This is a genomic window from Halonatronomonas betaini, from assembly GCF_015666175.1.
Taxonomy (GTDB): Bacteria; Bacillota; Halanaerobiia; order Halanaerobiales; family Halarsenatibacteraceae; genus Halonatronomonas; species Halonatronomonas betaini.
In genome coordinates, this window is sequence record NZ_JADPIE010000007.1 from 119,150 (window position 1) to 132,198 (window position 13,049).

The 13,049-nt window shown below is 37.2% G+C and carries 11 protein-coding genes; 10 read left to right on the top strand and 1 reads right to left on the bottom strand.

Annotated elements, in window-relative coordinates; all coding sequences use genetic code 11:
• Nucleotides 1-24 precede the first annotated feature (24 nt).
• The 7 genes from I0Q91_RS12015 (at nucleotide 25) to I0Q91_RS12045 (ending at nucleotide 8,799) form a co-directional block, all read left to right on the top strand.
• On the top strand, nucleotides 25-1,887 hold the full coding sequence (locus tag I0Q91_RS12015; protein WP_270454819.1) for an LPS-assembly protein LptD: 1,863 nt from the start codon (nucleotides 25-27) through the stop codon (nucleotides 1,885-1,887).
• A gap of 95 nt (nucleotides 1,888-1,982) precedes the next feature.
• Entirely contained in the window at nucleotides 1,983-2,756 is a 774-nt protein-coding gene (gene lpxA, locus I0Q91_RS12020) for an acyl-ACP--UDP-N-acetylglucosamine O-acyltransferase (protein WP_270454820.1), read from the top strand.
• Between the two features lie 22 nt (nucleotides 2,757-2,778).
• A complete protein-coding gene (locus I0Q91_RS12025; RefSeq protein ID WP_270454821.1) occupies nucleotides 2,779-3,765 on the top strand; it encodes a Gfo/Idh/MocA family protein in 987 nt (328 codons plus the stop codon).
• A gap of 16 nt (nucleotides 3,766-3,781) precedes the next feature.
• Nucleotides 3,782-4,882, top strand: a complete 1,101-nt coding sequence (locus tag I0Q91_RS12030) for a DegT/DnrJ/EryC1/StrS family aminotransferase (RefSeq protein ID WP_270454823.1) — start codon at nucleotides 3,782-3,784, stop codon at nucleotides 4,880-4,882.
• A 96-nt stretch (nucleotides 4,883-4,978) separates the two neighbouring features.
• Entirely contained in the window at nucleotides 4,979-6,709 is a 1,731-nt protein-coding gene (locus tag I0Q91_RS12035) for a phospho-sugar mutase (protein WP_270454824.1), read from the top strand.
• An 86-nt stretch (nucleotides 6,710-6,795) separates the two neighbouring features.
• The gene (galU, locus tag I0Q91_RS12040; protein WP_270454825.1) at nucleotides 6,796-7,659 is read left to right on the top strand and encodes a UTP--glucose-1-phosphate uridylyltransferase GalU; all 864 of its coding nucleotides are present in this window, start codon (nucleotides 6,796-6,798) and stop codon (nucleotides 7,657-7,659) included.
• A gap of 15 nt (nucleotides 7,660-7,674) precedes the next feature.
• Nucleotides 7,675-8,799 (top strand): PorV/PorQ family protein, encoded by a 1,125-nt coding sequence (locus tag I0Q91_RS12045; protein ID WP_270454826.1) that lies wholly within the window; start codon nucleotides 7,675-7,677, stop codon nucleotides 8,797-8,799.
• A gap of 52 nt (nucleotides 8,800-8,851) precedes the next feature.
• Here I0Q91_RS12045 and I0Q91_RS12050 read toward each other — a convergent pair whose 3' ends face one another.
• A complete protein-coding gene (locus tag I0Q91_RS12050; RefSeq protein ID WP_270454827.1) occupies nucleotides 8,852-9,298 on the bottom strand; it encodes a MarR family winged helix-turn-helix transcriptional regulator in 447 nt (148 codons plus the stop codon).
• Between the two features lie 180 nt (nucleotides 9,299-9,478).
• Between I0Q91_RS12050 and I0Q91_RS12055 the strand changes: the two genes are divergently transcribed.
• From I0Q91_RS12055 to I0Q91_RS12065, 3 genes are read left to right on the top strand one after another with little or no spacing between them, the layout of a single operon-like run.
• Nucleotides 9,479-10,573 (top strand): TolC family protein, encoded by a 1,095-nt coding sequence (locus I0Q91_RS12055; RefSeq protein ID WP_270454828.1) that lies wholly within the window; start codon nucleotides 9,479-9,481, stop codon nucleotides 10,571-10,573.
• Nucleotides 10,545-12,035 carry a TolC family protein gene (locus I0Q91_RS12060; protein ID WP_270454829.1) on the top strand — a complete coding sequence of 497 codons (1,491 nt, stop codon included), beginning with the start codon at nucleotides 10,545-10,547 and terminating at the stop codon, nucleotides 12,033-12,035. Before I0Q91_RS12055 ends, I0Q91_RS12060 begins: the two co-directional genes overlap by 29 nt.
• On the top strand, nucleotides 12,028-13,047 hold the full coding sequence (locus I0Q91_RS12065) for an efflux RND transporter periplasmic adaptor subunit (protein ID WP_270454832.1): 1,020 nt from the start codon (nucleotides 12,028-12,030) through the stop codon (nucleotides 13,045-13,047). The genes I0Q91_RS12060 and I0Q91_RS12065 overlap by 8 nt, the downstream gene beginning before the upstream one ends.
• Nucleotides 13,048-13,049: the final 2 nt, after the last annotated feature.

Below are 13,049 nucleotides of genomic sequence, written 5' to 3' on the forward strand. Positions count from 1 at the left end.
AGTTGTTTGAAAGGTGGTATAATGATGAGTAGGCTGAGTAGATCGGTATTTCTGGTTTTTTTATTTGTAATATTATTTTCTTCTGTGGTGGCTGCTGAAGATCAGCCATATATTATTGATGCAGATACTATTACATATGATTATGATCTACAGGAGTTAACAGCCAGTGGAAATGTCTTTTTTCGGATTCCTGGTTTAGAGGTTGAATCTGATGATATTATTGTTTATATAGTTAACAATGAAATCCGGGCTACCGGCGATGTTAAACTGAGGACTGAAGAAGAGAGTATTAAAGGTGAAGAATTATTTTTTAATTATAATATCGGTGAAGGTCAGATTTTAGCAGCAGAAAGTGAGATTGATAGTCTTAATTTTACTGGGGGTAGGATAGCTATTGTTAGTGAAATGGATCACGCCATTGAAGTTGAGGAAGCTGTTCTAACACCATGTATTCAGCCTGATCCTCATTATAGATTAGAGGCAGATACAATTAAGATATACCCAGGAGATAGAGCTGTAGCTGAAGATGTTTCTTTTTACTGGGGGAATAACAGGATATTTACTCTAGGCAGTTATGTATTACATTATGAAAAAGATGAAGAGACTGGCGAGGAGAGATTATCCAGGCCGGTTCCGACATATCAAATAGGATATGATACTGTTGAGGGGTTATATCTTGAGTTGGAGTACAATTATGAGTTATTCGATAGAACTTCAGGTGGCTTTTATTTCACTAATACTCAGAGAGGTCTGCAACTTTTTAGTGCTACTAATCACTTTAGTCTAGTGGAAAATTTAGATCTTAACACAAATTATTCCAGGGAAGAGATTGATGAGCCTGATGATGATGAATTGGAGTATGAAGAGATTTTTGAGTCGATATTAACCTATAAACCTGTTGATTTTTTTGAGATTGAAACAGGCCTTTTATATCATGATGAGGAAGATGAAATTTCTGAACGTTATTTTGCAGGCTGGAATCATCAGTTGACAGAGGATTTTACTATTAGTGGTAAACAGAGCAGAGAACTTGAGTATATAATAGATGCGAGAGATGAGGCGGATATAGCAAAACCTTTAGAATTAACTTTTGATTATAATCCTTCGCCATTCAGGTTTAAATATGATTATACCTTTGATTTTATGTCTGATGAATATCGCCAGGAATATTTATTAAGGAATAGGCTTGATGGAATTGATATTAGTTTTTATCAGGATTATAGAAATGGTGAATTGGATAGACAGAGTTATCAAATTTCTGGAAGAAATTATATGAACTGGAGAATGAGATATCGCTCAGGTTATAGCCTGGAATATTTACCCTATCTGGATATATCAAAATCTCTGCCCCATGGGTTTAATCTGGCTGCAGGTATGGGGAGATTAAATGAAAAAGGCAGAGAGACAGGCCATATAGAGATTAAACCTGGCTGGGCTGGTTCTGTGGAAATAACTGATGGCTGGACTGTAGAAGCTAGAGGTGATTATAACTGGTATTATTATATAAATAGGCCTGAACAACGCTCCTATGCAAATATGACTACAGGAATTGGTCTAAGATTTGAGCAAGAGACAGAATCTGGTTATTTAGTTGCTGGAGGTTTGCGTCAGGAACGGGTCTGGGCCAGTGGTGATCCATATCTTGAACGAGATGAAAAGGCTGAAAAGGAGTCATACTGGCCAGAAATTAATTTTAGGATACCTACAGAGTCTCCTCAATCCAGTGTTAGCATTGAGTTTTCTGGTAAATATGAGCGAGACAAGTCTGAATGGGATAGAATTAATATAGGTTTAACAAGAAGATTGGATTGCTACAGCTATGGAATAGAAGCTGAACTATCTAATGATAGACCAGCAATTTCCTTTAGTTTTGACCTTGACCTTTAAATTATGGTATAATTATCTCGTATATTTAAAGCTTGAATAATCGTTCGTTAACATGACAGATAATTAATATTTATATTGTGGAGATGAAATTAATTATGATAGGAAAGCAGGAGTTAGATTTAGATGTAGCTGAATCTGCCAGAATATCTTCTGAGGCAAGTATCAGCGATGGGGTAAAGATTGGCCCCAGGGTTATTATAGGTCCAGATGTTGTGATCGAGAAGAATACTGTGCTGGAGGCAGATGTAGAGATTGTCGGTAAGACCTATATTGGCAGCGGCAACCATATTGGCCGAGGGGTTTTATTGGGATATCCTCCTCAGCATACCGGTTATCAGGGAGAGCCAACCCAATTGGTGATTGGTAGTGATAATTATTTTGGGCCAGGAGTTACTGTTCATAGGGGAACTAAAGATACTGGTGAGACTAGAATTGGTTCAGGTAATTATTTATCGGCCTTTGCTCACATTGCCCATGATTGTCAGTTAGGTGATAGGATTAGAATTGGTAACAATACTCAGGTTGCTGGACATGTAGAAATAGGTTCTGAAGCTGAAATTGGGAATCAGGTAGGTATTCATCAATTTGTTAGAATAGGAAGGGCCTCTATTTTAAAGAGTTCTTCTAAGGTAATTAAAGATTTGCCTCCATTTTTTAAGGCTGAAGGTCATCCAGCTAAATTATCAGGGTTAGGTAAATGTCGGGGAGAAGAGTTTAAATTAATTATGGCCAGAGTATATGAATATATTTGTTATTCAGGTTTAAATATTAGTCAATCGATAGAAAAAATTAAAAACGAATTTAAAGCAGCAGAGATCACAGAACTTATTGCTTTTATTGAGAATAGTTCACGGGGAATCTGTCGCTAAATTAGGAGGATATGAATAAGTTATGAGTAAAGTGAAGATTGGTGTTATTGGTGTTGGTAGCATGGGCAAGAATCATGTAAGGTCATATGCAGCCTTAAAGCATCTATGTGATTTAAAAGGAGTATTTGATCTTGATGGAGAAAGAAATATAGGGATTGCAGAAAGCTATGGAGTTGAAGCTTATAATTCTGTAGACGATTTAATGAGTGAGGTTGATGCTGTAAATATTGCTACACCTACAACCACTCATTTTAAACTTGCAATGAAAGCTATTGATAAGGGATTACATATTTTAATTGAGAAACCTATTACTAATTCAGTTGAGGAAGCTCAGGCTATTTTGAATGCTGCTAAAAAGAAGGATCTTATTGTTCAGGTAGGGCATATAGAACGGTTTAATCCTGCCATACAGGCTCTGCCAGATATTTTAAAGGATGAAGAAATAGTTGCTCTCCATGTTGAGAGAATGGGGCCATATGATCCAAGGATTGATGATACTGATGTGATACAGGATTTGATGATTCATGATATAGATGTAGTTAGCTCTTTAGTTCCAGGAGATATTACAAATGTCTCTGCTACTGCTAGAAAAGTTGATTCAGAAAAACATATGGATTATGCTGTAGCTAATTTAAGTTTAGGAAATGGAGCTATTGCTACTTTAACTGCCAGCAGGGCGACAAAGAAAAAAGTAAGAGCACTGTCAATAACTACAACTAATTCCTATATTGAGCTTGATTATTTGCAGCGGAAAATAGTTGTAACAGGCCGCCAGGATATTATGGCCGATAGTTCTGAATATAAAAGAAATAATGAATATGAAGAGACTTATAGTAATGATGAGGAACCATTAAAGTCACAGTTAGCTCATTTTATTAACTGTATTAATAATGGCACCAGGCCGTTAATTAATGGGTCAGATGGTTTAGAAGCTTTAAAATTAACTAAGGTAATTCAACATCAGGTATATAATAAAGATAAACAAATCAATATAGCAAGATCTAATTAGGAAGGATTTTGAAAATATGATTCCAATTGCAAATCCAGAAATTACAGATTTAGAAAAAGAAAGTGTTATGAAGGTCATGGATAGCGGCATGCTTGCTTCTGGGCCAAGGGTAAAGGAATTTAATGATAAGTTTGCTGAATATGTTGGAGCGGATTATGGTATTGCCACAACCAGTGGGACAACAGCTTTAGATGTGGCTGTAAAGGCTACTGGATTAGAAGAAGGAGATAAGGTGATTACAACACCTTTTACATTTATTGCAAGTTGTAATTCATTGCTCTATAGCGGAATTGAACCAGTTTTTGTTGATATTGATCCATTAACCTATAATATTGATTCCTATAAGGTTTTAGAAAAATTGGAGGAAGATCCTGATATTAAAGGGATTATGCCGGTACATCTATTTGGACAACCAGCTGATATGGATACAATTATGAGGCTTGCTAGAAAATATGATTTAATAGTAATAGAAGATGCTGCCCAGGCTCATGGAGCTGAGTTTGCCGGTGAGCCAGTTGGTGGAATAGGAACTGCAGGAATTTTTAGTTTTTATCCTACAAAAAATATGACAACTGGTGAAGGTGGAATTGTTGTTACATCTGATAAAGAAGTCGCAGATAATGCAAAGCTCTTGATTAATCATGGTTTGACTGATCGCTATTATCATGAAGAGTTAGGCTTTAATTATAGAATGACTGATATTGCAGCAGCTATTGGTCTTGAGCAGTTAAAGAAGTTAGATGATTTTAATAAATCCCGGAGAGAGAATGCTATGAAACTTACTGAAGGGATATCTGATTTAAATTGGTTAGTTACTCCAAAGGTAGCTGAAAAAAGATCTCATGTTTTTCATCAGTATACAATAAGGGTTATTAACGGCTTCAGGGATGATTTAGTTGAGCATCTTGAGGAGAACGGTATAGGCTATGGAATTCATTATCCTAGACTTGCCTATCAGCAGCCAATTTATAAAAAACTTGGTTATGATAGTTTTGATTGTCCTGAAGCTGAAAAAGCTTCGAGACAGGTTCTTTCGTTACCTGTTCATCCGGCTTTAAGTGATGAGAATATTAATGAGGTTATAAGAGTCCTTCGTGCCTTCAAACCAGGAAAATGAAATTAATAGAAAATCATGATATAATATTTTTATGGGAAAAATACAACTTCGTATTTATTTAGATAGTTTGATAAGTTTGATAAAGGGGGATTAACCTTGAGTTATAAGTCAAAATACCGTGATTGGTTATTGAATGATTATTTTGATGAGGAGACCAAAGAAGAATTAGAATCAATTCAAGATAATGAGCAAGAGATAGAAGATAGGTTTTATAAAAATTTAGAGTTTGGAACCGGTGGTATGCGTGGGAAAATGGGTGCCGGCACTAACAGAATGAATAAGTATATAGTAAGGAAAGCTACTCAGGGGCTTGCCAATTATATTATCAATTACAGTGAAGATGGGAAAGAAAATGGTGTTGTAATTGCTTATGATTCGAGACATAAATCTAGAGAGTTTGCTGAAGAGACAGCTCTTGTACTGGCTGGGAATGGTATAAAAGCTTATCTTTTTAGTGAATTAAGACCTACTCCAGAACTATCTTTTGCTGTTAGAGAATTAAATGCAGAAGCAGGGGTAGTTGTAACAGCAAGTCATAACCCTCCTGAATATAATGGTTATAAAGTTTATGGGAGCGATGGTTGTCAGTTAGTTCCTGATAAAGCCAGGAAAGTTATAGCAGAAATTAATGAACTTGATGATTTTTCTTTAATAAAGAGAATGGATAAATCAGAAGCAGAAGAAGAAGGTCTTTTTAAAATTTTAGGGTCTGATATGGATGAAAAATATCAAGAAGCAGTAATTGATGTTTTGCCAGATGTTGAGCTTGCAAATAAAGCAGGTAATAATCTAAAGATTATTTATACTCCGCTTCATGGTACCGGTAATAAACCGGTCAGAGATATTTTGAGTACCCTGGGATTTAAAGAGATGATGGTTGTACAGAGACAGGCTGAGCCAGATCCAGATTTCTCAACTGTTACTAGTCCTAATCCAGAAGATAGAGATGCCTATACTCTGGCTCTAGAACTGGCTGAAAGTTATAATCCAGATTTAATTATGGCTACAGATCCTGATGCAGATAGGTTAGGAGCTTTAGTTAAGGATGGCGAGGGCTATACTGCTTTAAACGGGAATGAGATTGGTGTTTTGATGGCAGATTATCTTTTGAGCAGGAAGAAAGAGGAAAATCTATTGCCAGATAATCCTGTAATTATTAAAACTATCGTTTCTACAGAAATGATTAGACCTATAGCTGATAAATATAATACTATTGTAAAAGATGTTTTAACTGGTTTTAAATATATCGGTGAAGAGATTAAAAAGATGGAAACTACTGATGAAGAGTTCATCCTGGGGTTTGAGGAAAGTTTTGGTTATTTAACTGGTACTTATGTAAGAGATAAAGATGCGGTTAATGCAGCGGCTTTACTTGCTATGATGGCTCTTTATTATCAGGAAGAACGAGAGATTAATCTGCTTCAGAGATTATCTGAATTAAGGGAAGAACATGGTTTCTTTCTTGAAGATCTAGAGTCTATGCGCCTTGAAGGTAAAGAAGGCCAGGAAGAGATAGAAAGAATTATTGCTTCATTAAGAGAAGAGTGCCCTGCTGAAATTGCAGGAGAGGATCTTGTAGTTTTTAAGGATTATTTAAGCAGGATTTCAAGGGATTTAAAAAGTGGAGAAGAAAGAGAGATTAATTTACCAGAATCTAATGTGCTTCAGTTTATTTTAGCTGATGAAAGTAAAATTACAATTAGACCTTCCGGAACAGAGCCTAAGTTGAAGTTTTATTTTGCGGTTAGAGCTAATTCAGAAGAGAATGCAAAATCCAGGCTAGAAAATTTAAAAGAGAAGTTTTTAGTAATGATTGATAAAGTTTAGAAGGTAAGTTGTTGGAAATAATTCCGGCCGGTTGTATTTTGCCGGTCGGTTTTTGTTTTAATAAAATACTTAGGGGGCAGATATTGATGAGAGTAAAAAAAGCAGTAATACCAGCAGCTGGCTATGGAACTAGATTATTACCTGCTTCAAAATCTATTCCAAAAGAGATGTTGCCAATTGTTGATAAACCGACAATTCAGTATGTTGTTGAGGAAGCTGTAGAATCTGGAATTGAAGAAATATTATTAATTACCAGTAAAGGCAAAGAAAGCATTGAGAATCATTTTGATCATGATCTTGAACTGGAACTGGTTTTAGAAAGAAAAGAGAAATATGATCTGCTGGAAACAGTTGAAAAGATATCTGATTTGATTACAATACATACAGTCAGGCAGAAAGAACAGTTAGGACTGGGCCATGCTGTTGCCTGTGCTGAAAGTTTTGTTGGTGATGAGCCTTTTGCTGTTTTATTAGGCGATGATATTATCGTAAATGATAAACCAGTAACCAGGCAATTAATTGAGCATGCTGAAGAGACTGATTCACCAGTTATTGGCTGTCAGGAAGTTTCTAAAAAAGATATCTGTCTTTATGGAGCGGTAGAATTTAGTGAAAGATCAGGTAGAAGAGCAAAAGTTAGTGATATGGTTGAAAAACCTGATCCTGAAAAGGCTCCTTCAAATCTTGCAGTTTTAGGAAGATATGTTTTAACACCTGATATTTTTCCTATTATAGCTGAAACTAAACCTGGTAAAGGTGGAGAAATTCAGCTGACAGATGCATTAAAAACTCTTGCTAAAAAAAGAAGGTTAGAAGCCTATGATTTTGAGGGCGATCGCTATGATGTTGGCAATAAATTAGGATTTTTAAAGGCCTCTGTGGAATTTGCTTTATTACGAGATGATCTAGGTGAAGAATTTAGAGAATATCTAAATAATCTGGAGTATTAGGAAGGGGCAGGTTTTATGTTGAAAAAAATTGGTTTTTTTATAATTGTATTAAGCTTGGTATTATTAATTTCATATGAGGTTGAGGCTGAAACTACTCTTGAACCTTTAATGTCTGCAGAAGCACTGGCCAGACCATATGGTATGGGGGGAGCATTTACAGCAGTAAGTGATGATCCCTCTGCACTGGTTTTTAATCCAGCCGGGTTATATCAATCTGGCAGAGTTGGATTTTTAGCCAGTGGAGGTCTGGTTGCAGATGATGTATTTCAGTATGGAGAGTTAGCTGAAACTATCGATAACTTTTCTGAAGATGCTGATAGCCCTGAGGATTTTCTGGATAGTTTACCTGATGAGGTAAACCTGACAGGCCAGGGATTACTGGGCTTTAAACTCGGTTCTGCAGGAGCTGGCGGAAATTTTCAGGCCAGGGTTAAAGGAGAGAAAAACGATTCAGGAGCCAGTTATGATTATCAGCTTCTTCAGGATGGCCGTTTAGGCCTTTCAGGCGATATATTTACTATACCTGCGGAAGTGGGGATAGCTTCTTATGGTGTCAATATTCGGTATCAGCGTTTAACTAGAGGTGAATATGAATTAGAGATAAATGGGAATGATCCTTCACAAAGTCAATGGCAGGCAACTGATTCAGGCCTTGCTCTTGATGGCGGTTTAATGTTGCAGATGACCCCGATGGTTAAACTGGGAGTTATGATTGAAAATTTATGGGCTGCTGATCTTGAGCTGGCAGCTGATGAAAGAGTTTATTCCTATAATAATGGCTGGGAATTGGATGAGAGAATTCCTCGCCAGGAAAAATACAGTCCAGCAAGAAGCTCCAGGATTGGTGTTTCTGCCAGGGTTCCGGTAATTGGGACTACCCTTGCTGCAGATATTGACAATTTTCCGATTTTAACTGAAGATAAAGCAGGAGATCCAGTACTTTATCTGGGGTTTGAAAATGATATGTTATTTCGGCTTGTAACAGTTAGAGGTGGAACCTATAGTGAGCCTGATGGTGAAAGAGTATTTACAGCTGGTTTTGGCTTGAATTTTGCCGGAGGTAGTGCTGATTTAGGCGCTGGATTTGCCCCTGGAGGAAATAGAAGTAGTATCCAGGCTGCTGTAAGTCTTGATTTATAATTTGATATAAGAAATCCCCTGCCTGTGGCAGGGGTTCTTTGCCTTTATTGAATTAGCAATTAGAAGAATTTTCTTCTATGCAATTTAATTTTGAGAGTACATTATAAATATTTTTTGAAGAATCCTGCAATATTTTAAGATCCTCATCACTTAAGACTGACAAATGCTCTGAAAGCTTTTCTTCAATTTTTTCTTTCACATCTTCAACATATTTTATTCCAGAATCTGTTAAAGATATTCTTGTTTTACGCCGATCTTCACTATCTCTTGTTCTAGAGGTATAACCCATTTCAGAAAGCTCATCTACAGCCCGGCTACAGTTTGAGCTTGACATTGTGTTTAGTTGACTTATATCTGAAAGAGTCAGGTTATCATGATAATAAAGCAGATGTAGAATCCTAAAAGAATTAGGTGTAATATTTGACTCCTTCATATAATCTACTCTTTTAATTCTTTTCATGAGCGGCGGGAATATTTCTAAAAGATTTCTTACCACCATGTTTAAATCTCTATTTTCCAAAACTTTCACCCCATTAATTGTATCGTATAAAAACATTATATAACACTAATTAAATCATAGCAAATTATTTGACAGCATTTAAATGTAGTTATATAATTATTGTATGATTATAAATAAGTATTATTAATTGCATTTATATATAAGGGGGAGGAATTAACTATGTTTAAACTGGATAGATTGAAGTATTTTTCTGGAGTTATTATAATATTATTTTTTGTGTTGATGATATCAGGGAGTTCTTATGCTGAAAGTGGTTTAGCTTTAGAAGAGGTAATAGAGCTTGCAAATGAGAATGATATTGATTTAGAAATTTCTGGATTAGAATTAGATAATGCCCGGTTAAATTATGAGATGAGTAGAGCTAGAAATTTGAGAACTGAATCTCGATATCAGGAACTGTCAGCTGAATTGGCTTATAATCAGGCCCAGGAAGAAAATCGTCAGACGAGAACTGGTATATATATTGGGTTGATTAATGACTATCATAATATTGTTGAACTAAATAAAGAGCTGGATATTGCTGTTAAAGAAAAGGAACTGGCTAGAAAGAGATTAGAAGATAAAGAGCTTGAAGTTGAGCAGGGATTGAGTTCAAGGATAGAATTATTACAGCAGCAAATTGCTTTTAATAATACAGAGTTTGATCTTATCAGCCTTGAGGCAGAATTGGATCAGGCTGAAAGGCAATTTAGAACCCGTTTGGACTTAGATCATTTGCCAGAATTGTCTTCAAGGATACAGCCAGTCGGGAGACTGGATCTGCCTCCAAGATCAGACATTGTGGAAGAAGCAATAGAGGAGAGTTTTCAGCTTGAGGCAGCTAGAATTAATCGAGAATTATCAGAGATAGATTTACGCAGGGCTGAAGCTGTTCAGACTCCTGACTTAGAATTGCAGGAGCATAGGAATCAACTTAAACTGGCCGGGCTGGAAATTATCCAGGTTGAAGAAAGAGTTGAAGAGGAGGCTCTGGATCAATATCATCAGGTTGAGCAGTCCTACCGTCAGATTGAGCTGGCTGTTGATAATCTTGAGCAGGCAGCTGAACACTGGAGAATTACAAGAGAGCAGAGGGAAGCAGGCCTGGTATCAGCAAGTGCATTAGAAGAAGCTGAATTGGAGCATCTTCAGGCAGAGTTGAATCTGGATCTCTCGAGATTTGCTTATTTAATTAATTATTTTGATTTACAGAATATGATTGGTGTAGAGCTGGAGGTGTTGTTAGGTGAAATTATTGCAGTCATCTCAGGCTAAAAGGGTTTTTAGTTCAGGCACTTATATTTTAATTTTATTTATGATTTTTGCATTATTTAGTGGTGGCCAGGTAAGGGTAAATGCCAGTGATAATCTTAGTTTACAGCAGTTGTTGTTAGAAGCAGTTGAAGAATCGAATGAACTCGCTGATGAGAGGAAAAATGTTAGCGACCTTGAACGAGAGCTTGCCAGGCTTAGAGCTAATGCTGGCTGGCAATATGATCTGAATATGTCATATAATAGAGGAGAACAGGTGCAGTTATCAGGTGATGAGCCAGGTCCATCGGAATTATCAGGAACCCAGGAACGCTATAACATTAGCATTGATGGTGGTCGGAGTTTTTTAGCTGGTTTTAATCTAACAACTGATTTAACTATTCTTGATTCAACTGATTTAGATTTTGATGCAGTTACTGATGACTGGCAGTTTGATATAGGTCTTAATTTGAGGTTGTGGCCAAGAACACCATCTGAGCTTGCCAGGACTCTAGATAGTCTTGAAAACAATCTTGCTCTGGCCAGGCTGGAGCTAATGGAGGCCAGGGATGAACTTTTTCTAGAACTGGCTGGAGATTATATAGAGATAATGTTTTTAGAGATGAGACAGGAAAATAATCTGGAGAATTTAAATATTGCTGAGCGAAGATTATCGAGAGTTGAAAAGAGAAAAGAAATCGGTGAAGCTGGAGAATTAGAATTAGCTGAAACCAGGCTTGCTTTAAGGCAGGCAGATAGAGCTTATCAATCTACTGAAAGAAATCTTGCCAGATTAAAGGAAGATTTTGAAAAGAAAGCGGCTCTCAATAATGAAATTGACTATGGCCTTTCTGATCAGGTTGAAGGATTACTGGTTAATGAACAGGGCCCTATTGACGAGAGAATCAGTGATTATCTTGCTAATTTTTCTGAAGTTATAAGGGATAGCCAGAAGAATTCTCTCCAATATAGCAGGCTGATGCAGTCTTTAGCTGAAGCTGAGCAGGAACTTGAATGGCATGATAAGGAAGACTCCTTTGAGATAGATTTATCCGGTAGAACTGAGCTAAATGAGGGCAGCTGGCAGGCTGGATTTAATATCAGTTATCCCCTTTATGACGGTGGAGTAAGTGGTTATGACCGGGAAGATATAGTTGGAGAAATTGAGACTGTTAGTCTAAATATTGAGGAGTTTATCTTTAATCTGGAACAGGGATTGGAAGCTGAATTAGATGGATTAATTATAAAGCAGGATGAGTTAGAGGATAAAGAAATAGAAAAAGAGATGAGTCGTTTATCATTCCTGCAGGAAGAAGAGGCCAGAGAACTTGGTGCAATCGATGAATTAGAACTGCTTGAAGCTGAATTGAATTACGAAGCTGCAATAATTGATTATGAAGAAGCCAGGCTTGAGCTTGCTCTGGATTTACTTGAGTTTGAGCAGAAACCTGGTTACTGGAGCATGGAGGAGATCATAAATGAGTAAAAAGAAAGTCGGAATAATTCTAATAATTATTCTATTATTTGCTGGTGGATTTTTTGTTGTTAGAAATAGATTTGAGAATAGAATGGAAGGGGTTAACCATGTAGAGGCTGAGACTATCCTGGTCAGCAGAGGCGATATCAATAGGACTATAACAGCCAGCGGAACTCTGGCTCCTCTTAGAGATAGAAGCCAGTCATTTAGCCAGGGAGGTACTGTTGAAGAAGTTTTTGTTGAGATTGGTGACAGTGTTTCTGCTGGAGATGAGCTGATAAAATTAAAGTCCAGTCAGCAGGAATTAAATTTAATCCAGGCCAGAACTGCCTATCAGTCAGCCAGAATTAATGGGACTGAGACTGAAATAAATGAGAGAAGGACCCAGCTTGAGATTGCCGAGGAAGAATTAGAGGATAGGACTATGAAAGCTGGAATATCCGGAGAAGTTGTTCAACTGGAACTGGAAGCTGGAGATGAAGCCCGTTCCGGGGAGACGGCTGTCAGGATACTTGATGAGACCGGGTATTTAGTTGATCTCAATATTGATGAAGGTGATAGCAGACTTGTGGCTGTTGATCAGATAGCTGAAATAGAGATCCCTGCTATACCTGATAGAATTTATGAAGGTGTTGTTACCCAGGTTAAGAGAGTTACAGAGGTTGTAAATAATGTTGTTGTGGTGCCTGCCGAAGTCAGAATCAATGGCAATAGCTCAGATTTCAGGCCTGGTTACTCAGTTGATGTTGAAATAATCGTTGAATCTGTTGCTGATGCAATCAGGGTTCCAGTCACGGCTATTTATTCAGATGGAGAAGAATCTTTTGCTGTCCTTGTTGATGATGAGGGCAGGGCAGAGCCTGTGCCTGTAGAAGCAGGGCTAAGTGATGGTTTGCAGGTTGAGATCATCTCAGGACTGGAAAAAGACGATAGGATTTTAGTTAATGCCTTTCAGTATTCCCAGCGGGCCGGCCGGGATGATAGCTTAGGTGTGCAATTTGGGCCTCCTGGAGGAAGATAAGA